This is a genomic window from Tepidibacter hydrothermalis (assembly GCF_029542625.1).
Taxonomy (GTDB): Bacteria; Bacillota; Clostridia; order Peptostreptococcales; family Peptostreptococcaceae; genus Tepidibacter_A; species Tepidibacter_A hydrothermalis.
Genome location: NZ_CP120733.1, coordinates 582,969 through 603,820, shown reverse-complemented (window position 1 = coordinate 603,820; position 20,852 = coordinate 582,969). Strand labels below are relative to the sequence as shown.

The following is a 20,852-nucleotide window of genomic DNA, read 5'->3' as shown; positions in this document are numbered from 1 at the left end:
TTTCACTTTATCCGAAAGCTAAGAATTCTAAAACTCTATCCTCTTAAGGCTAGAGATAAGAATTCTACAGCTTCTGGATTAGTTTACCCACAGGGCACTTACGCAACTAGAAATTCAGATGGAATAAAAACTCCATCTGAATTAAGTTTCACTTTATCATATTTAAAATAGAGGAGGTCTGATAAATGAATATATTTACTAGAGAAATGAAAGCTAATAGAAAATCACTTATTCTATGGTGTCTAGGTATAGTTGCAATGATTGTAGGAAGCATAGGAAAATTTTTAGCTTTTTCTAGTTCAGAACAATCTATCAATGATATTATTAATATCTATCCAAAATCATTATTAAACATGTTAGGCATAAGTAGTTTTGATTTATCAACAGCTCTTGGATTCTATGGTGTTCTTTTCTTATATCTTATATTAATTTCTACTGTTCATGCTGTTATGCTTGGTTCAAATATTATATCAAAAGAAGAAAAAGATAAAACTACAGAATTCTTATTTGTAAAACCAGTTTCAAGAAATAAAATTATAACATCAAAGCTATTAGCAGCCCTTTTAAATATTATTATTCTAAATATAGTTACATTTATTACATCATACCTTATTGTTGATTATTTTAATGAGGGCGATGCAACCTTTGGATATATAACAAAGTTGATGATCGGTATGTTTGTTCTTCAACTTATATTTATGTGTATAGGTTCACTTTTATCCTCTGTAAGTAAGAAACCTAATACAGCTACATCTACCTCTACCGGAATACTTCTTATTACTTTTATGCTATCTATGATTATAAATATGAATGATAAATTTCAAGATTTAAAATACATTACTCCTTTTCAGTATTTTAAGGCTGAATCAATAATTTCAGGAGATGGTATTGATACCGTTTTTATAATACTCTCTATTATAATTATTGGATTATCACTAGTAGGAACTTATATATTTTATAAAAATAGAGATTTAAATGTATAGTGATGTAGTAAAGTTGATTAAGATTATTTTATCAACTTTTACTACTTTCAAATAAATATTCCTCATCCAATATTATCTCATTTTTTCTAAACCACATAATAATCTTATACATAAGTATTACTCCAGCAACAGTAACAATAGATTGTACAAGCACTGCATTATGAGATAATTTAATAGATTCAGTAAGTATAGAAGAAACTATTATACCAATTCCATTATTTATAAAATGAGCAAAAATACTTACATATAAAGATTTTGTTTTTGTATATAAATATCCCATTACAATTCCAAGTAAAAAGGCATTTATACCTTGTTGCAAATTCATATGCATTATTGCAAATAATAAAGCAGATACTATTATCGCAACTTTATCATTATATTTTTTACTAAGCCCTTTAAGAATTATCCCTCTATAAATTATTTCTTCATATATAGGAGCTACTATACACACAGAAATAATTGCTATAATAGGATATTTGAAAAGTTCATTAAAAGCTTCTTCTATCCCCTCATTAATCGGTATTTGATCTACGAAAAATCCTAAACTATTATCAAATATTATTCTAAACAATAAAATTATAATTATTGTATATCCATAATAGCTTTTAGAAATATTTATATTCTTTCTTTCTTCAACTTCTTCCTTTGTAGAATACATTTTTAGAAGCCACTTAACCATTATAAATTTTATTATTAAGCTTCCAGTACTCTCAATAAAAAACGATATACTTGCTGTGTCTAATGCAAACATACTTTTAGTTATATATAAAAATATTTTCTCAACTATATACACTGGTATCATCAAAAAATCTGAAAATATATGGAGTATGAATATCCATATAGCTCCTAAAATACCTATCTCTCGTATTTTAATTTTATCAATATCTAGTTTACCCATTGTTTTGACTCCCCCCTTATGTCTGTACTTATGAAATTTATTCTATAATATAAATCTTAAATACATCTTAATTTTATAATTATAATTACTGGTTGTAATTGAATAATATGCTAATACTGTTTCTAAATAAAAAAGTGTTAGCATACTATTATGCTAACACTTTTTTATATTTTATATATTTACTTAAAACAATAGCAACCAAATATCCAATTACAGATAAAAGAATTATAGTAGCTCCCGATGGAATATTATACTGATAAGATATTATTAGTCCCAAAACATTGAATACTATCCCTAGCAATGTAGAAAGTAGCATAATATTTTTAATATCATAAGTAAAGAGTTTGGCTATAGCTGGAGGTATAGTCAAAAGTGCTATAGACAATATTATTCCTACTACTTTTATTAACACTACTATACTAAGGGCTATCAATATAAATAAAAAGTATTCTAAAAATACTGTATTTATACCTAACACATGAATAAATTCTTCATCAAATAAATAAGCCTTCCAATAATTAAATATGCTGTATATAGATATGAGTATTATTAAACTCAATATTATCATTATTTTTATATAAATAGATGATACCGTTAGTATATCTCCAAATAAATAAGATGTCATATCAGGTGGATATCCAGGTGTTAAAGCTATAAATAATATTCCAAGGGCCATTCCAACAGACCAAAACATACCTATTAAAGCATCCGAATTAGTATTAGTCTTTCTATTTATAGTAGATATCCCAATAGATGCAAATACTGAAAATACGAGACCTCCAATTATAGGCTCAATACCTAATAAATACCCAAGGCCTATGCCTCCAAATGAAACATGTGCTATCCCCCCACTCATGCTTACAAGTTTTTTTTCAACTATTATAGTCCCTATTATCCCACACACTACACTACTTAGTATGGCAGCCATTAAGGCATTTTTCATAAAGTTATAACTAAATAATGTTTCTATCATGCTCCCCCTCCTTGCACTTAGCCAATCCCTTATTCAAATAAACTACTCTGTCAGTATATGAAACAACCTCTTCCATATCATGAGTAACTATTATTATGGTCTTTTCTTTTTTTATTTTAGATAACATTTCATAAATATCTATTTTTGCTTTAAAATCTAAACTTGCAGTTGGTTCATCCAATACCAATATTTCTGGATCTGTCATAAGAGCTCTTCCTATCAATACCTTTTGAAGTTGTCCTCCTGACAACTGTCCAATTTGTCTATGTTCAAACATTTTTATTCCTAATTTATCCATAATATTCCTAGCTCTGTCTATATCTTTTTTAGAATATTTTTTAAATAACTTAATCTTGCTAGATAAATTTCCCATAAGTATTACATCTAATACTTTTATAGGAAACTGTTTATCAAAAGATGTAAATTGTGGAACATATCCAATAGATACATTATCTTTTAGTATAATACTTCCACTTGTAGGCTTTATTATTCCAAGCAAAACCTTTAAAAGAGTGCTTTTCCCAGCTCCATTAGGTCCTGTTATACCTACAAATTCTTTACTTCCTATATTTAAATTTATATCTTTCAAAGCACATACCGTTCCATATTTCACACTCAAATTTTTCATTTCTATATCATTCATATATAACCCTCTCCTAATTTAAAACTTCCTCAAACTTATCAGATATATTCTTTAAATTTTCTATATAATTAGGACTTAAAGGTGATACCTGTATACTTTTTCCACCTATTTCATTAGCTATAGTTTCAGCTTGTTTACTATCAAATTCTTCTTGATAAAATACAAATTTAATATTATTTTTTTTAGCAAAATCTATTATTTCTTTAAGTCTTTTAGCAGTAGTTTCTTTTCCATCTTCTTCTATAGCAACCATATTTAAATTATAATCATCTGCAAAATATCCAAAAGATGGATGATACATTATAAAGGATTGTTTACTCACATTGTTGATAATGTTCTTAATCTCTTTATCTACTTCATCTAACTTAGCTATATAGTTTATAGCATTTTTTTCGTATATTTGCTTATTATCAGGATCTAGTTGTACTAGTTCATTTTTTATATCATCTATCATTATTTTAGCTCTCTTTGGAGATAACCAGATATGAGGATCTCGTCCTTTGTGATCATGTTCATCTGAATCATGTTCATCTGAGTCATGTTCGTGTTCTTCATCAAATATTCTATCTGGATATACTTTTCTAACTTTATCGTCTAAATGCACTACTTTTATATTTTCATCTAAACCTTCGATCATGGGAAGTATATTAGACTCTTCTGTTGGAACTCCTATTGAAAAATAAATTTGAGATTCACTAAGCTTAGACATCTGTTTAGGTGTAGGCTGATAATTTGCTGGACTATATCCTGGGGGTATCATAACCTCAACATCCACTAAATCTCCACCTACTGCTTTTACAAATGTTTTTTGTGGTACAATAGCTACCGAAACCTTCATACTATTATTTCCCAAATCATTATCTTTATTACTATATACTTCCTTATTTGAGCATCCCCCAATTAAAAATAATCCCAATATCATAAGTATATAAATTAAATTTTTCTTCAAAATTTTCACCCCTTATTAATTAATAACAATTATCATTGTCATATTTTATGATAACATATTGACTTAATTTGTCAATACACTTCTTTACTACAAAAACTGGTACTTTTATTTTTATTATTATCTTATATCTTTATCTGTAAACCTTAATATTTATTAATTATTGTTGAAAACAAAAATTCGTCTACGTTCATATCGCCAACAAGTCTCACGACTCTGTTGCTTAAAAACAGTTGTAAGCGTAGTACTTTCAGCAATGTTATCCTCAAAACGAAAATTTTATAATCTCTTAGTATATAAAAAACACGCTACTTAATATAAGTGCGTGTTTTAATCTATTTCTTATCGATATATGAAACTGCATTAAGTGCTGCAACTTGACCTTCTCCTGCAGCTTTTATATATTGATATGGTTTCCCTATACAATCTCCAGATGCAAAACATCCTTTTATATTAGTTCTCATACTTCTATCTACTTTTATATGTCCACCTTCAACTTCAAGGCCTGGAACTAAGTATTTAGGAGATATGCTATTTCTTATAAAGAATATTCCATCTACATCTATTTCTGAGTTTCTAAGTATAAGCTTGTTAGCCTTCATATCACCTAATACCTCAATAGGCACATCTTTTATAACCTCTATACCATCAGCCAGCTTATATTCTCCTTTATACATAGGTATATAATAAACATTAGATGCTATTTCCATTACAAAGTTAGCTTCTTCCTCAGCCTCATCATTATAGCCTACTATAACTACTTTCTTTCCTCTGTATAAAGCTGCATCACAAGTAGCGCAATAACCTACTCCCCTGCCTAAAAATTCTTCTTCACCTTTTATAGGCTTTGCATACTCTATTCCAGTTGCAAGTATTACTGTAGTAGCTTCATAAGTTTTTTCATTCACCATTAAAGCAAAATATTCTCCCATGGCATATACATTATTAATTCGTTCTTCTGTAATCTCAATTCCCATCTTATCTATGTGAGATTTGAACATTTCTTTTAAGTTTTCACCAGTTGTATCATAAATACCTAAGTAATTATCTACCTTAGGTGCTTTTACTATTTTGTCACTTAAATTGCTGTTACCAAATACTATTATGTTTTTATTTCTAACTTTAGCATTTATAGCAGCTGATAATCCAGCAGGCCCACTTCCTAATATAGCTATATCATATCTCATAAAATTTCACCATCTTATAAAAAAATTTTCTATGAACAATCTTAAATGTAAATTTTTTTGAAATTCCTACTCATTATAAGTGTGTTTCTATTTGAGACTTTATCATATCTTTAGGTCTAAAGCCCATTATAGTATCTACTGGTTTTCCATCTTTAAACACTATCATTGTAGGAACACTTGTTATTTGAAATTTCTCAGCTAAATTTATATCTTTATCTATATCAATTTTAATAAACTTAACCTTATCTCCAATTTCTTCATCTAAATCTTTAAATACTGGAGCTAACATTTTACAAGGTCCACACCATTCTGCAAAAAAATCGACTACAACTACACCATCATTATTCTCTACTTCTTCATTAAAATTATTAGTATTCACAACTTTTATCATAATTAAATTCCTCCCAATTTAAATTAATTCTTCATTCATCCAGTGACTAAGCATACTAAAACTTTCTTAATATAGAGAGCTTAGAATACGCATACACTAGGATAAGTTTCACTTGATTATACCCATACTATACTCTTTTAATATCCACATGTCAATATCGTAATATATAGATATTAAAATCGTATTATCTTTCATATTTTATTACTTTACCCAATAAAATATGAATTAATCACTAATATTATTCTATTTTTTATATAATTCATTAATTTATCCCAAAGCTAAAAGTTCTTACCTCCAGTGGAGGTAAGAACTTTATAGATTCTGGATTAGCTTATCCAAAATAACACTTATGCAACTAAAAATTCAGTTATAGTAAAAACTCCATCTTAATTAAGTTTCGTTTTATTTTTTTACTTACTCTGTACTCCTCAGAAAAAACTTTTCCAAAATATGCGAATGCGTATTTATTGATTTTTTTATAACCTCTTCATCTATAACTTTTTTAATATTTATATAGTCATAATAATCATATATACAAATAAGTGAAGCCTTAGTATTTCTTAGACCTCCACTTAAATTAATTTCCCAGTTCAAAAAATCCTGTTTAGAAGTTTGCTCAATAGCATATGTAGGCTGCCCTATCCAACGTATACCACTATATCCTGATTTAATCTCTTCCTCTGCTAAAAATTCAATCTTTTCTTTAAGACCTTTTACTCCACCCCTATTATTACTATCTATAAGTTGTTTAACCGATTGAAACTTCAAATGTTTATCCTGTATTCCTGCTTTATTTAAACTTTTTTTCAAATCTTCATACAATTCATGTTGCATTGATATATATATCACTTCATTATTATCTACTCCAACTTTAATATACTTGATCATATTTGCAAAGAGATGACCTTTTCCATAATAATAAAAAATAGAATGAGTACCCATTATATTTTTCAAGTTCATCAAGCAATTATCTTGTATAGACTTAATATACTGAAATTTAACTATTAATTCATCTAATTCTTCGCTTAGCTTTATTACCTCTTGATCCAGTAAGTTTTCATTTTTTTCTATTATAATACTGTTTAATTTATGACGCGCTAGCTCAATTTCTTTTTCCAAATTATAATAAGCCTTTTTTTCTACAACATCATATGCTTTATCCATCATTATCATCCCCTTTCGCTAAAATATTACATTTTTATCTATATTATATCATTTTTGGTATATAGATACAGAATTTTCTTTAAACAAAATACTATTTTCTTATATTCCCTTAATTTTATTTGGAGGCTAACTCCCATAAATATAAAGAAGCTACAGAAGCATAAGGACTATATTTTTTCTTATATTCATTAAATTCCTTTCTTGATATACCTTCTAACTCATATAGATTTATTATTCCTTTTCTTATACCCAAATCATCATAACTTATAACATTTAATCTATTTAATGAAAATATTAGTATCATCTGAGCAGTCCAAGTACCCACCCCTCTAATAGTAATTAATTGTTTTATTATTTCTTCATCAGTTAAAAGCTTTAAATTATTAAAATCAACTCTTTTGCTTAAAGCTGCATCTGCAATTTCCTTTATGTACTCTACCTTTCTATTACTCATTCCACATTTTTTTATACTCTCATCATCTATATTTATAATATTTTCAGGTGTTATTTCATGGATTAAATTGCAAAATCTAAACCATACAGTCTCAGCAGCCTTTTTAGATACTTGCTGACTTACTATACTAGATATCAAGGCTTCAAATGGATTTTTTATAATTTCTCTTTTTATAAATCCTATTTTATCAATATTTTCTCCTAAGACTTTGTCTTTTTCTTTTAAATACTCTATTTCCTTTTTTCCATATTTAAAATACTCTTTCTCCATAAGTTAATCCCTCCAAACCCTTTATTATAAGTTTATCATAGTATACAAAACTTTGAAAATCTGTATTAATTTCCACTTTATTTTTTCTACATTTTATTACCAAATAATTTATTTTAGTCTATTACCCGGGAAATTTATACAACAAATACGAAAAATTCGTCTACTCGCTAACGCGGTGACTCATGTCGCCAACGATCCTTACAGGCTCCGTTGCTTAAAAATAGTTGCAAGTATATCATTCTTAACTAGTTATCCACAAAACAAAAAATAATATTATTTCCTATTCGCTATAAAAAAGGTGCATGTGAAAATAGTTTTATCAAAAACTCTATTTTCACATGCACCTTTTAATATAATTCATCTAGCTTTATATACCCTAGAATTATTATCCACAACTTCTATGATAAGTCCTTTACTTAACATATCTTTTATTAAATTTTTAATAAATATCCTAGGATCAGTTACTGTAATTTTATTCTTACTCCAAAACAAAGATGCCTTTGTTCCTTTGATAAGATTTTCGATATCTTTTATAGTCAATTTTTCTTTTTTCTTAAATTCATTCATTACTTTATTCTCTATTTTCTTATATAAATTATTCAATAATTCCTCATTCTTTCTTTGTTGCTTAATATATCCCCACGATAGCAAAAAAGCAAAGGTTACAGCTACTAATAATATCTTAAACACAATATTTATCATACTAATCACTTACCTTCTCAAGTGTTATAAAATCATTATTTCTTAAAATATTTATATACGTTCCTAGTCTTTCATAAACTGGTTCAGCTTTTTTCCCTAACTCATCTTTTAGACTACTACCTATATTTTCTATATTATTCTTGCCATCTATTAATTTCCAAACAATACTTCCTTGTTCATCTAAATCTATTTTCATTTCTTTTGGAGTTTTGAAGAAAAATCTAACTATTTTATCTAATACTCCGTTTCTAGGTATAATAATTTTAACAAACCCATCTTCATTTGTTTCCCATTTATATTTACCCGTTTTTTTAGGAACTAATTCCAAAAAATTATCATCTTTTTTTATTTTTTTACCCATTTTGTCACCTTCTTTTTATATTAGGAAAAGAGGATATTTAAATATCCTCTTTTTTAATTATATTATTAATTTTTCTTTAATACAGAATGTCTCATTAATGAGTATATCAATAAAGCAAAGAATGCTATTGAACCTATTTGACCTAAGCTAATTCCAAGATTCACATTTAAGCCTGCTACTGCAAATACTGCAAGAAGAATTCCGATTAAACCTTCTCCTGCTATTAAGCCTGATGCATATAAGATACCAGTCTCAATCTTATTCTTGAATCCTCTAGCTTCTTTACTTTCGTGTACAGCTTCTTCTCCACCTACTTTGTTTAACTTCTTATCTAACATTCCTCTAATTACTCCACCTACCATAATTGGTGTACTTAAGTGAATTGGTAAGTATAAACCAATTGCTATAGGTAAAACTGGAAGTCCTAATAATTCAATAGCTACTCCTATACCAACTCCTGTAAATACTAACGCCCAAGGTAAACTTCCACCCATAACACCTTCTATAACAAGTTTCATAAGAGTTGCTTGAGGAGCTGGTAAATCAGCAGATCCAAATCCCCATGCTTGATTTAATAGTGTTAAAACAAATCCTATTGCAAGAGCTGCAGCTAATGATCCTATTAACTCTCCGTATTGTTGCTTCTTAGGAGTTGCTCCTACTAAAAATCCAGTTTTTAAGTCTTGAGATGTATCACCTGCCATGGCAGCGATAATACATATTATAGCACCTACTGTTAATGTAGCTATCATTCCTGTTTGGCCATCATTTCCAGTTGATTTAAACACAATAGCTGTTATTATTAATGTAGCAATAGTCATACCTGAAACTGGGTTTGATGAACTTCCTACAAGACCAACTATTCTTGATGATACAGTTGCAAAGAAGAAACCAAATACAGCAATCATTAACGCACCCATAAATCCTACAGGTATTATTGGAAGCATCATCATAGATAATACAATTACTAATATACCAATTAAAACAATCTTCATAGACATATCTTGATCTGTTCTCTTTAATGATAATCCACCAGATCCACCAGCAGAATAATCCTTCATAGCATCTTTAAATGTTTGAACTATTAATGGTAAAGATTTTATTAAGCTGAAAACACCACCAAAAGCAACTGCTCCAGCACCAACATATCTTATATAAGAATCCCATATTCCCCAGTATCCTAATTCACTGATTGGAACAGATGCAGGATACATTATAATATCTCCCATACTACCAATATTAGCAATCAATGGTATTAATGCAAACCATCCTATAACAGCACCAGCCAACATGTAACCAGCAATAGTAGGTCCTATAATAAATCCAACCCCTAAAAGTGCTGGTAAAACGTCTGCTCCAATAGCTGCACCTTTGTATCCTTTAATACTTGTTTCAATTTCACTTGGAAACAATTTCAATCCATCAGCTATAAACTTATATAATGCTCCAATTCCAAGACCTGTAAAACAAGCCTTAGCTTTGTCTCCTCCTTCTTCTCCAGCAAGAAGTACCTCAGCACAAGCTGTACCCTCTGGATAAGGTAGCACACCATGTTCTTTAACTATTAGAGCTTTTCTTAAAGGAACCATGAATAATACTCCTAGAATTCCACCACATAAAGCAATAGTTGTTATAGTCAATAAACTTGGAGTTCCCATATTCCACTCTTCTAACCAAATATAAAGAGCTGGTAATGTGAATATAGCTCCTGCTGCCAATGATTCTCCAGCAGAACCAATAGTTTGAACCATGTTATTTTCTAAAATAGATTCTTTCTTTAAAACCCCTCTTATAAGTCCCATAGATATAACTGCTGCAGGAATAGATGCACTTATTGTCATTCCTACTTTTAATCCTAGATATGCATTAGCAGCTCCAAATACAACGGCTAACAAAATACCCAGTAATATTGAAGTCATTGTAAACTCTGGTAAAATTTTGTCTGCAGATATAAAAGGTTTAAATTCTTCTTTTACACTACTTGTTTTTTCCATATTACAACCCCCTTATAAAAAATTCTTGAAAAAATATATAACTTCATATACCATTATATATTGTCAGAAAATTTTTTCTATTTTTATCACTTTTTTCTCTGAATAAAATTTCTGAATAATCGAAAAAAGTGTCTATTCAGACACCTTTTCCTTCATAACTCTGTATTTATTTTTAGGTCTTCCAATTTGGCCGTACACTGGAATAAGTTCTAATTTTTCGTGTTCAATAAGATACTGAACATATCTATGTACTGTTTGATAAGCTAAATTCATGCCGTTTGCAATCTCTTCTATAGTTATATCTGCATCTTGAGTCAAAAGAAAATTCCATATTAAATTTAAAGTAGCAGGACTTATTCCTTTATCTACAAATGCATTAGCTTTATCCGCAATATTCTTTTTAGTAACTTCATGAATTTTTAAGTTAACCTTTATCCTACATATTAAATCAGGTGCTTTAATAGGTTTAATTGCAAAATCAGTAGCTCCTACCTCAATAAACTTGTCTGATATTTCTTGTCTTTCATCAACAGTCAAAACTAGAATAGATACAGCAGGGTCCATATCTCTAATTTTTTTAACAGTATTTATTCCATCCCAATCAGGCATATGATAATCTACAATAACAAGCTGCGGTTTATGTTTTTTGCAAAGCTCATATCCTTTTCTTCCACTAGTTGCAGTTAGAACCTCATATCCTCCAAATCCACATATTTCTTTTATCGTATATAGAATATCTTCTTCATCATCTATAACTATAATTTTTATTTTATCCTTGCTATTCACCACAATCACTCCTTTTATTTTGAATGTAATTCGCTGATGGTAAATATACTGTTACAAATGTTCCCTCTTCTTTTTTGCTTTCAATACTAATACTTCCATTATGATCCTCTACAATCTGTTTTGCAAAAGGTAGTCCAAGTCCTGAGGTTTTACAATTTGAATAACCTATCTCCCATATATTTTCAATTTCTGAAGAAGGTATTCCTATCCCATTATCGGATATATATATATTTACCCCTCCTTCTGCCTGTCTTACCTTAATCATTATATTTTTGAATTCGTGAGTGCAAGGAACTACAATTGCATTTTCAACTATATTTATTAGTGCTCTAACAACTCTTACCTTATTTACATAAAGTAATGGTAATTGGCTTTCCAAATCAATGTCAACATTCAAAGCCTCGTCTTCAATAGGTATTTGAGCCTGAATATATTGAATCAGCTCCTCAACCTTTAACTTTTGACGAGAACTAGCATATAAAAAACTTGAAATCATCTCACTCATCTTACTAATAGCTCCTTCTATGCGCTCACTATACTCTGTTAATTTGTCTTTATCACATATTGGAATCAATGAATTTAGGCCTCTAATAGTAACTAGTGGTGTTTTCAAATCATGTGCTAAAGAGTTTATTTCTTGATATATTCTATTCTCCATTGCCTTAGATTTGATCAGCTGAATATCTCTCTCTTTTTTATAATTTTCCTGAAGAATAACTATATTATGAGCATAGCTCATAAACAAAGATACTGTAATAGATGCCGAAAAAGTAAATGGCAAAAAGAAAGAAAATCCTATAAAATTCAATACAGACTCTGATTTAAGATATTCTCCAGCTATTTTAATACTCATGGATATATCACTTTGTCCAATTTGTAAAAATGAAAATGTAGGCATTATATTTAACCATTGAAATGCAAAAAATACTTGAATACATATTATAGTAGTCTGTATAAACTGAAAAGTAGAATAATTTTGTTCCTTTAATAAAATCATAGTCGCAAACAATCCCATAAGCATAGTTATAGGTTCCCAAGGAACAATAAAAAACACCTCAACAATTCTGTTCAAAATATAAAATACTACAATAACGAATACATATATTTTAATAGATGACATTTGATATCTTTTATTTATTATAGATAACAAACTTATAGTACCCAAAAAAAACAATGTACTTTGAATAGAAAAAAGTATACTACTATAAGCTGAAGCTAGAATAAGATGACCACTATCTCCAGTATATATAGCTTCTCTAATTTTTACGATAACATTAAACCAAATAGAACTTGTAAAAAAAGAAAATAAAAATCCTATAATAATAAAACTAAATGCTCTTATATAAATCATATTATCTTTATTTTTCATACTCTACCCCCTACCTAAATGCTGATGCAAAAGGCTCTGATAAGCCAGTTACATCCTCAACTATTGTAAGAGGAAAATCATACTTTTTTGCAAGCTTTACTAAAGAACTGTTGTTGTTATTATTTTGAGTGCCTATTACATAGTCAGTATACTTACACGTTAAGTTCAAAAGCTCATCAGTTTCTTTGTTTTTATTTTCTCTATCTCCGATAAACATAGTTATTATAGTTATATTTCTATATTTAAGTTTTTGTATTAAATCCTCTATTCGTTTTTTCTCTTCCTCATAATTTAAATCATGTAAATTCTCACCAATAGAGCTATATCCTACTACGAATACAACTGTATTAATTTCTTCAAGGTCTATATCCTTCGCTTGAGGCATAAAAAAATTATGAATCATAAGCTTATTTGCTATATCCTTTACAATATAAGTATCCGTACTTTGACCAGCAGAAGTTATCAAAACTTTATCCTTTGCTATAGGTCTTGGAAGAGAAGGTAATACATACCTATCATCATTTACTTGAATTTTAGAAGTGTTAGCAAGTGCAGCAAGCATTATTAATATAAATATGAACACTATAAATTTTAATATATTAGATTTCATAATTTCCTCCAAATATTAACTATCTTCAAAATAGTTAGTCAGATATTAAATAAACATCTTCCAGTGTTTCTTCACCTGTAAGGTGGGGAGTATATCCTTTTACTTTTTTAGATGCACCCATTATTGGCATAGTATGTACAAGCGGTATAGCAGGTGTATCCTCATTAATATTTTTTTGTAAACTTCTATAAATGTTTTTTCTAAACTCTCTATCTGTAGCTTGACGAGCTTGCTTTAACATTTTATCAACTTCTTTATTTTTATAGAATGAATAATTGCTAGTAAGTCCAGTTTTTCTGTTATCAGATGCAAAGAAAGTATATAAAAAATTGTCTGGATCAATATGATCTCCTGTCCATCCCATAAGAGCTAAGTCGTGCTTGCCTTCTTTTATTTTTTCAATATATTCATCCCACGAATAAGTAATAATCTCAGCTCTAATATTTGCCTTTAAAAGACTCTCTTGTATGAACTTAGCTACTTGCATTGTATCAGGAAAATATGCTCTTGGAGCCTCCATAACCCAAAGTGTTGTGTCAAATCCATCTTCATACCCAACTTCTTTAAGTAATTTTCTAGCCTTATCTACATTATAATCTAAAGATTTAATATCTTCATTATATGCCCAAATTATAGGAGGAACAAATGAATTTGCAGGTCTTGCAAAATCATTAAATACCTCTTTAACCATTTTATCTTTATCAATCAGATGCCCTACAGCCTCTCTTATATTTTTATTATCAAAAGGTTTTTGTTGATTATTCATAGCTAAATATCCTATATTAAAAAACGGCTTTAAATATAAATCTAAATCTAAATTTTCATTTATCCTATTAACTTCATTAGGTGTTAAATTATCAGCAATATCTACTTTACCTTGTTCAAGAAAATTTAATCTTTTTTCACTTGACTCAACAACACTAAATACCACTTCATCTAATTTTGTAAGATTTCCCCAATAATTATAATTCTTCTTTAACTTTATCTCATTTCCTTTATCCCAATATTCCAATTCAAAAGGTCCTGTCCCAACAGGATGTTCTTTAAAGCTTTCATTATATTTCATTATAGAATCTGGACTAGCAATTCCAAATGCAGGCATTGTAAGAGTACTTAAAAAAGGAGAATACGGTTCATTTAACACTATTTCCAGAGAATAATCTGAAAGTGCAGTTACACTCTTTATTAATCCAGGAAATTCACCAAAATTATAACTCCAATAACTAAAAGATCCTATATGATACGGGTTATCTGCATTCATCCATCTTTCAAAATTAAACAAAGCAGCATGAGCATTAAATTCTGTTCCATCGTGAAATTCAACATTTTTTCTCAACTTAAATACCCAAGTAAGACCATCTTCACTGGTTTTCCAACTTTCAGCAAGAGATGGAACTATCTCATTACCATTTTTTTTATATTTAACCAATGTGTCGTATATATTTACACAAACTTTAAAAGATTCCATATCCGTTGTTATGGCGGGGTCTAAACTAATAGAATCACTAGCTCTTGCTATAGTAAGTTTTTTATTTTTTTGAGAATTTAAAATTTCTCCTCTTGATAGCTTGTTTGCAAAATTAATACTAATAATAAAAGCTACAATTACTACTATTCCAATAATTACAATATGTTTTTTAAGTTTTATTGTACTCTCCCCCTTGTCACTACTCTATATACATTAGTTTATCATATTTTTGTATTTATCCGAAAGCTAAGAGTTCTAATACTCCATCCTCTTCAAATTTGATATAAGAACTCTACAGCTTCTGGATAAGATTCTCTTGATAATATGCATTTTTTTTAATATGTGTATTTAGATAAATTTTCAAAATCATAAATATACTTTAATTAGGATACACTATATTTAAGGATTTCATATTATTAACATTATCAATATAAAGGGAGTAGACTGATGAATAAAGAAGTTGTTTCTAATAACCAAGGTATTTCTCTTATAGTTTTATTTATTATAGGTTCTTCCTCCGTTTTTATAATGGGTATGAAGGCTAAACAAGATTTATGGTTAGCTATTATTTTAGCAATACTTATGGCATTACCCATCGCACTTATATACTCAAGACTACATACTCTTTTTCCCGATAAAGATTTATATGATATTATTGAAATTTGCTTTGGTAAATTCATTGGGAAAATAATCATACTAATAATAACTTGTTTTTTCTTTTACTGGACTTCCGATGTTACTGTTAATTATGGAAATTTCATATGGTCAATTTCTCTTCATCAAACACCTATGATTGTACCAATGGTAGTATTTTTAGCTTTGTGCAGTTGGGGAGCAACAGAAGGAATTGAAGTGCTTGGTAGATGGAGTTGTATTTTTTTAATAATCCCTATTGTTATTTTATTTATTATAGTAGCTTTATCAATCCCTAGGATGGATATAAACAATATTTTTCCTATATTAGGTAGTGGATTTAAATCTATTTTAGAAGGATCACTTAATTCATTTTCATTTCCTCTTAGTCAGATATTAGCTTTTTCTATTGTTTTTTCAAGTTTTAGCAAAGAAAAAGGATCTCCTTATAAAATATATGTTACAGGGTTAATTGTAGGAGGATTAATGCTATTTTTCTTGTCTTTAACTAGTGTTTTAGTAATCGGAGTAGATGAAGCTGAAAAGGTATATTATTCTGCCTATACAGCTGTATCTATAATAAATATTGGAACTACACTTCAAAGTGTAGAAGCATTTATATCTACAACATTTTTATTAGGTGGTTTTATTAAAATAGCTCTATTGGTGATATGTACTTGTAAAGGACTAGTAAAAATATTTGAGTTCTCAGATTATAGATTTATTATAACACCCATTACCTTACTAATTATGAATCTAACTTTTTTTCAATATGAAAGTATTATGTACTATTACGAATTTCAAACCGAGGTATGGCTTTATTTAACTTTACCATTTCAACTATTTTTACCTATAGTTATATGGATCATTTCGGAAATCAAAACTAAAAATTCTAAATATAAACTTAAAGAACGTTGAATTTTAAACGTTCTTTTATTTATATAGAGTAATTATTCATCAAACAATTTAAATGATATTAAGTTCTTATGTAAATTTAAGGTATATTTAAGAATTATGTATTATATTTATAGCTATTCATTCTTAAATATAATTAAGACTTAATCAAATTTAATAAAGGAGATAAATTATGATAAAACTCAAAAATATAAGTAAGAAATATGGAGATTTCGATGCTGTTAAAAATATTGATTTAAAAATAAACAAAGGGGAAGTTTTTGGTTTTCTTGGACCTAATGGTGCTGGAAAAACTACTACTTTAAAAATGATTACAGGTGTTCTTAAATCAACTAGTGGAGATATTCTAATAAATGATATAGATATAAATAAAAAACCAATAGAAGCTAAAAAACAATTTGGATTTGTTCCAGATAGTCCTGATATATTTTTAAAGCTTACAGGAATAGAATACTTAAATTTTATTGCAGACATATATAATGTAAGCAAAGAAGATAGAGAAAAAAGAATAGAAGAATTAAGTAATAAATTCGAAATAAAAGCAGCTTTAAATGATAAAATACAAAGTTACTCTCATGGTATGAGACAAAAAATAGTTATTATTGGAGTTTTGCTTCACAAACCTCCACTTTGGATATTAGATGAGCCTATGACAGGACTAGATCCTAAATCAGCTCATATTCTTAAAAATATGATGAGAGAACATGTTGATGAAGGAAATACAGTTCTATTTTCTACTCATGTTTTAGAAGTAGCAGAAAAAATTTGTGATAGAGTAGCAATAATTAATAAAGGTGAGATATTGTTTTGCGGCAATTTAAAAGAAATGAAAATGCAATTTCAAGAAGATAGTTCCCTAGAAAAAATGTTTTTGGAGATTACTGAAAATGAATAGCTTCCTAGGTCTATTAAAAGTATTATTTAAAACCAGTACAGGATTTTTAAATGATAAAACTAAACGCAAAAACAATAAATATCTTATTTATCTTGTTTACATTATGCTTGGATTTATAATAATATCTCCTACTATAAAAATAACTTCTGCTATATATGATTTGTTAAAGCTACAAGGTCTTGAAGTTTACTTATTACAATTTGGATTTTCTGCTACTAGTATAGTTATTATGCTATATAGTGTATTTTATGTTATGGGATCCTTCTATTTTTCTCAAGATATAGAAAACTACTTATATCTTCCTATTAAGCCTTATAAACTATTAACAGGAAAATTTATAATAGCCTTAGTTAATCAATATATAATGGAATTATTATTATTAATACCTATGGTCATTTTATTTGGTGTTAAAGGTAATTTTGGATTTATCTATTACTTATATAGTGTAATTATATTTTTACTGTTTCCTATTGTTCCTCTTTGTTTTTCATCCATTATATCAATGATTATAATGAGATTTTCTAGCTTTTCAAAAAGAAAAGATTTGTTCAAGCTAATAAGTGGAATAATATCACTTTTATTTGCAATAGGAATCAATATGTTGGTTAGAGAAAGCTTCAAAGTAGAAACTGGTGCAAATTTTATATTTAATGTTATAGAAGAAAAAAACTTCTTTTTAAATATAATTCTCAATATATTTACACAAACAAAGCTATATGCTTATACACTAACAAATAGTTCAGATATTCATGGATTATTTGGAATAAGCGGTATAATCGTATCAAGCTTAATATCAATTTCTGTATTTATGATATTAGGTGAAATTTTATATTTAAAAGGCGTTGTAGGTCTGAATGAAATTAATAAAACTAAGAAAAGAAAACCTCAGAATATAAATAAAAATATAACTACAAACACTCCTATAAAATCATATGTTTTAATGGAGATTAAGACTATAATTAGAACTCCTCAAATTTTAATATATGGTGTTTTAACTAGTACAATATGGTCTCTTTATATTGTTATATATCCAATAATTTCAGATGGAAATCTTTCAAGTATAACTAGTTGGATTAATAATTCTAAAAATATGGGAGTTAATTTAGTTCTTTTAATTGGTATTACAATATTTTTCTTATGTACCAATCCAATATTTTATACACCTATATCTAGAGATGGTAGAAGATTTTATTTAAATAAATTTATACCATTTTCATATGAAGATCAAATAAAAAGTAAAATAATAGTAAGTAGTATAATGGGTCTATTCAATGTATTTATTTATACTATAGTCTTAATTATATTAAAATTATCTTTTACCTTTATAGTTTCATATATTTTAACATGTATACCAGTTGTAATATTTATATCTATGCACGGATTATCTGCTGATTTAAATGGACCAAAGCTTGATTGGGATAATGAAAATGAAATCTTTAAGAATAACTTTAAAGGTTTGATAATGTCTATGATAAATTTAGTTTTAGTTGGTAGTATATATATTGTTTTAAGTATTGCTTCTATTTTTATCTCAATTAATTTATTTATAGGAATTGCAGTTATTGCAGTAACTTATATTATACTTGGAAATATTATGATTGATAAAATATTAGAAGATAAAATCAAATTGTATGAAGAATTACATTAAAATAAAAAAGAACATAGATTGTAAAATGGTACCTATAGATTGGACACATAAAAAAGAGTGTCTAGTTTATAGGTACTTTTTTGTGTATAATTATCATTGAATATGGAGGCCTTTAGTATGAGTAAAATTACATTTTCAAAAGACAATATTGAAAGATTAAATAAGAACCCTTATGTAAAGCGCGTTAGCGAGAAGTCAATAACATACTCTGACGAGTTTAAAATAATGTTTATTGAGGAGTATTTAAGAGGAAGCACACCACGAACTATTTTCATTGATGCTGGATTTGACGTTGAAATACTTGGTGTCAAGCGCTATGAACAGGCGGCAGCCAGATGGATAAAAGCGTACAAGAAAGATGGAATTATAGGATTAAGTGATACTAGAAGAGTGAATTCAGGCAGACCAAGTAATGCTCCAGTTTCAAAGGACGATATTATTAGCAAACAAGAAGCTAAAATAAAACTGCTTGAGGAACAATTAGAATTGCTAAAAAAGCTCGACGTGACAGAAAGGAGGCTGGTAAACAACTGCGTAAATCTAACAAATAATGAAGTATATGAGTTAATTTTAAAGACTGTGTCTAAAAAAGATTATTCAGGCACAGTTTCTTATTGCTGCTCAATTTTAGGGGTTTCACGTTCAGGTTATTATCATTATTTAAAGACAGCACCTTCTAGAACTATAAGGGAGAATGAAGATTTAAAAGCTAGAGATATTATATTAAAGGCTTATAATTATAGAGGTTATAAGAAAGGTTCTAGATCAATTAAAATGACACTAGAAAATGAGTTTGGTATTATATACAGTAGAAAAAAAATCCAAAGGATTATGCGAAAATACAGTATAGTATGTCCTATAAGAAAAGCCAATCCGTATAGAAGAATAGCCAAAGCGACAAAAGAACATAGAGTAGTACCTAATCTGCTACAGAGAAATTTCAAACAGGGTATTCCTGGCAAGGTGCTACTTACTGATATCACATACATCCCTTACGGGATAAATAAAATGGCATATTTATCAGCTATCAAAGATAGCTCTAGTAACGATATTCTAGCATATCATGTATCTGATCGAATTACTTTAGATATAGCTACAATTACAATTAAAAAATTAGTTAATACACATAAAGCTGATTTACATGATGAAGCTTTTATCCATTCTGACCAAGGGGTCCACTATACAAGCCCTAAATTCCAAAAATTACTAAAAAGCCATAATCTAGGACAATCCATGTCTAGACGTGGTAACTGCTGGGATAATGCACCTCAAGAATCCTTCTTTGGTCATATGAAGGATGAAGTAGATTTCAAAACATGTTCTACACTTGAAGAAGTAATTAATAAAGTTGATAATTACATGGATTACTATAATAATTATAGATGTCAATGGGGATTAAAAAAGATGACTCCTAAACAATTTAGAAATCATCTTTTGAATGCAGCTTAACCCTTTTTTTATAATGTCCTTGACAAAGGGTCCATTTTATTGGGTAAATACCCAATCTATGTTCTTTTTTATTATCTGTGGGTTATCAAAAACTTCCTACAATACTAAGTCGT

General features: G+C 28.2%; 20 protein-coding genes. 5 read left to right on the top strand and 15 right to left on the bottom strand.

Translation table 11 applies throughout. The features are described from left to right. Positions 1–185: 185 nt before the first annotated feature. Positions 186–983 carry an ABC transporter permease subunit gene (locus P4S50_RS02600; protein ID WP_277732947.1) on the top strand — a complete coding sequence of 266 codons (798 nt, stop codon included), beginning with the start codon at positions 186–188 and terminating at the stop codon, positions 981–983. Positions 984–1,014: 31 nt separating this feature from the next. On the opposite strand, the gene P4S50_RS02595 is transcribed toward P4S50_RS02600, so the two are convergent. The 15 genes from P4S50_RS02595 to P4S50_RS02525 form a co-directional block, all read right to left on the bottom strand. Next, a complete protein-coding gene (locus P4S50_RS02595) occupies positions 1,015–1,881 on the bottom strand; it encodes a CPBP family intramembrane glutamic endopeptidase (protein ID WP_277732946.1) in 867 nt (288 codons plus the stop codon). Between the two features lie 148 nt (positions 1,882–2,029). Beyond that, positions 2,030–2,854, bottom strand: coding sequence for a metal ABC transporter permease (locus P4S50_RS02590; RefSeq protein ID WP_277732945.1), 825 nt, complete (start codon positions 2,852–2,854; stop codon positions 2,030–2,032). Continuing rightward, a complete protein-coding gene (locus tag P4S50_RS02585) occupies positions 2,835–3,497 on the bottom strand; it encodes a metal ABC transporter ATP-binding protein (RefSeq protein ID WP_277732944.1) in 663 nt (220 codons plus the stop codon). Before P4S50_RS02585 ends, P4S50_RS02590 begins: the two co-directional genes overlap by 20 nt. 13 nt (positions 3,498–3,510) lie before the next feature. After that, positions 3,511–4,446, bottom strand: a complete 936-nt coding sequence (locus tag P4S50_RS02580) for a metal ABC transporter solute-binding protein, Zn/Mn family (protein WP_331489685.1) — start codon at positions 4,444–4,446, stop codon at positions 3,511–3,513. 332 nt (positions 4,447–4,778) lie between these two features. Next, complete coding sequence (locus P4S50_RS02575) at positions 4,779–5,630, bottom strand: NAD(P)/FAD-dependent oxidoreductase (protein WP_277732942.1); 852 nt, start codon at positions 5,628–5,630, stop codon at positions 4,779–4,781. 73 nt (positions 5,631–5,703) lie between these two features. Beyond that, on the bottom strand, positions 5,704–6,021 hold the full coding sequence (gene trxA, locus P4S50_RS02570; RefSeq protein ID WP_277732941.1) for a thioredoxin: 318 nt from the start codon (positions 6,019–6,021) through the stop codon (positions 5,704–5,706). Positions 6,022–6,435: 414 nt separating this feature from the next. Then, positions 6,436–7,185 carry an MEDS domain-containing protein gene (locus P4S50_RS02565; RefSeq protein WP_277732940.1) on the bottom strand — a complete coding sequence of 250 codons (750 nt, stop codon included), beginning with the start codon at positions 7,183–7,185 and terminating at the stop codon, positions 6,436–6,438. 115 nt (positions 7,186–7,300) lie between these two features. After that, positions 7,301–7,909 (bottom strand): DNA-3-methyladenine glycosylase family protein, encoded by a 609-nt coding sequence (locus P4S50_RS02560; protein WP_277732939.1) that lies wholly within the window; start codon positions 7,907–7,909, stop codon positions 7,301–7,303. A 357-nt stretch (positions 7,910–8,266) separates the two neighbouring features. After that, a complete protein-coding gene (locus P4S50_RS02555) occupies positions 8,267–8,611 on the bottom strand; it encodes a hypothetical protein (RefSeq protein ID WP_277732938.1) in 345 nt (114 codons plus the stop codon). 1 nt (position 8,612) lies between these two features. Beyond that, positions 8,613–8,972 (bottom strand): PqqD family protein, encoded by a 360-nt coding sequence (locus P4S50_RS02550; RefSeq protein ID WP_277732937.1) that lies wholly within the window; start codon positions 8,970–8,972, stop codon positions 8,613–8,615. Between the two features lie 65 nt (positions 8,973–9,037). Then, the gene (locus P4S50_RS02545; protein ID WP_277732936.1) at positions 9,038–10,966 is read right to left on the bottom strand and encodes an OPT family oligopeptide transporter; all 1,929 of its coding nucleotides are present in this window, start codon (positions 10,964–10,966) and stop codon (positions 9,038–9,040) included. 132 nt (positions 10,967–11,098) lie between these two features. Further along, positions 11,099–11,752: a response regulator gene (locus P4S50_RS02540; protein ID WP_277732935.1), complete on the bottom strand. Its 654-nt coding sequence runs from the start codon at positions 11,750–11,752 to the stop codon at positions 11,099–11,101. After that, a complete protein-coding gene (locus P4S50_RS02535; RefSeq protein WP_277732934.1) occupies positions 11,745–13,121 on the bottom strand; it encodes a sensor histidine kinase in 1,377 nt (458 codons plus the stop codon). The genes P4S50_RS02540 and P4S50_RS02535 overlap by 8 nt, the downstream gene beginning before the upstream one ends. Positions 13,122–13,131: 10 nt before the next feature. Continuing rightward, positions 13,132–13,731 carry a DUF6305 family protein gene (locus P4S50_RS02530; RefSeq protein WP_277732933.1) on the bottom strand — a complete coding sequence of 200 codons (600 nt, stop codon included), beginning with the start codon at positions 13,729–13,731 and terminating at the stop codon, positions 13,132–13,134. Positions 13,732–13,765: 34 nt separating this feature from the next. Next, positions 13,766–15,199, bottom strand: a complete 1,434-nt coding sequence (locus P4S50_RS02525; RefSeq protein ID WP_277732932.1) for an ABC transporter substrate-binding protein — start codon at positions 15,197–15,199, stop codon at positions 13,766–13,768. A 447-nt stretch (positions 15,200–15,646) separates the two neighbouring features. Between P4S50_RS02525 and P4S50_RS02520 the strand changes: the two genes are divergently transcribed. From P4S50_RS02520 to P4S50_RS02505, 4 genes are all read left to right on the top strand, one after another. Further along, on the top strand, positions 15,647–16,750 hold the full coding sequence (locus P4S50_RS02520; RefSeq protein WP_277732931.1) for a GerAB/ArcD/ProY family transporter: 1,104 nt from the start codon (positions 15,647–15,649) through the stop codon (positions 16,748–16,750). Between the two features lie 169 nt (positions 16,751–16,919). Next, the gene (locus P4S50_RS02515) at positions 16,920–17,642 is read left to right on the top strand and encodes an ABC transporter ATP-binding protein (RefSeq protein WP_277732930.1); all 723 of its coding nucleotides are present in this window, start codon (positions 16,920–16,922) and stop codon (positions 17,640–17,642) included. Further along, positions 17,635–19,290, top strand: coding sequence for a putative ABC transporter permease subunit (locus P4S50_RS02510; RefSeq protein ID WP_277732929.1), 1,656 nt, complete (start codon positions 17,635–17,637; stop codon positions 19,288–19,290). Before P4S50_RS02515 ends, P4S50_RS02510 begins: the two co-directional genes overlap by 8 nt. A gap of 117 nt (positions 19,291–19,407) precedes the next feature. Beyond that, complete coding sequence (locus P4S50_RS02505) at positions 19,408–20,739, top strand: IS3 family transposase (protein WP_277730718.1); 1,332 nt, start codon at positions 19,408–19,410, stop codon at positions 20,737–20,739. Positions 20,740–20,852 lie beyond the last annotated feature (113 nt).

What these genes read in the sequence shown, in the direction of transcription:
- P4S50_RS02510 (WP_277732929.1), top strand. Translation starts at nt 17,635, where the DNA reads ATGAATAGCTTCCTAGGTCTATTAAAAGTATTATTTAAAACCAGTACA.
- P4S50_RS02585 (WP_277732944.1), bottom strand. Translation starts at nt 3,497, where the DNA reads ATGAATGATATAGAAATGAAAAATTTGAGTGTGAAATATGGAACGGTA.
- P4S50_RS02575 (WP_277732942.1), bottom strand. Translation starts at nt 5,630, where the DNA reads ATGAGATATGATATAGCTATATTAGGAAGTGGGCCTGCTGGATTATCA.
- P4S50_RS02600 (WP_277732947.1), top strand. Translation starts at nt 186, where the DNA reads ATGAATATATTTACTAGAGAAATGAAAGCTAATAGAAAATCACTTATT.
- P4S50_RS02545 (WP_277732936.1), bottom strand. Translation starts at nt 10,966, where the DNA reads ATGGAAAAAACAAGTAGTGTAAAAGAAGAATTTAAACCTTTTATATCT.
- P4S50_RS02525 (WP_277732932.1), bottom strand. Translation starts at nt 15,199, where the DNA reads ATGGAATCTTTTAAAGTTTGTGTAAATATATACGACACATTGGTTAAA.
- P4S50_RS02520 (WP_277732931.1), top strand. Translation starts at nt 15,647, where the DNA reads ATGAATAAAGAAGTTGTTTCTAATAACCAAGGTATTTCTCTTATAGTT.
- P4S50_RS02565 (WP_277732940.1), bottom strand. Translation starts at nt 7,185, where the DNA reads ATGGATAAAGCATATGATGTTGTAGAAAAAAAGGCTTATTATAATTTG.
- P4S50_RS02530 (WP_277732933.1), bottom strand. Translation starts at nt 13,731, where the DNA reads ATGAAATCTAATATATTAAAATTTATAGTGTTCATATTTATATTAATA.
- P4S50_RS02560 (WP_277732939.1), bottom strand. Translation starts at nt 7,909, where the DNA reads ATGGAGAAAGAGTATTTTAAATATGGAAAAAAGGAAATAGAGTATTTA.
- P4S50_RS02555 (WP_277732938.1), bottom strand. Translation starts at nt 8,611, where the DNA reads ATGATAAATATTGTGTTTAAGATATTATTAGTAGCTGTAACCTTTGCT.
- P4S50_RS02590 (WP_277732945.1), bottom strand. Translation starts at nt 2,854, where the DNA reads ATGATAGAAACATTATTTAGTTATAACTTTATGAAAAATGCCTTAATG.
- P4S50_RS02515 (WP_277732930.1), top strand. Translation starts at nt 16,920, where the DNA reads ATGATAAAACTCAAAAATATAAGTAAGAAATATGGAGATTTCGATGCT.
- P4S50_RS02505 (WP_277730718.1), top strand. Translation starts at nt 19,408, where the DNA reads ATGAGTAAAATTACATTTTCAAAAGACAATATTGAAAGATTAAATAAG.
- trxA (WP_277732941.1), bottom strand. Translation starts at nt 6,021, where the DNA reads ATGATAAAAGTTGTGAATACTAATAATTTTAATGAAGAAGTAGAGAAT.
- P4S50_RS02535 (WP_277732934.1), bottom strand. Translation starts at nt 13,121, where the DNA reads ATGAAAAATAAAGATAATATGATTTATATAAGAGCATTTAGTTTTATT.
- P4S50_RS02550 (WP_277732937.1), bottom strand. Translation starts at nt 8,972, where the DNA reads ATGGGTAAAAAAATAAAAAAAGATGATAATTTTTTGGAATTAGTTCCT.
- P4S50_RS02595 (WP_277732946.1), bottom strand. Translation starts at nt 1,881, where the DNA reads ATGGGTAAACTAGATATTGATAAAATTAAAATACGAGAGATAGGTATT.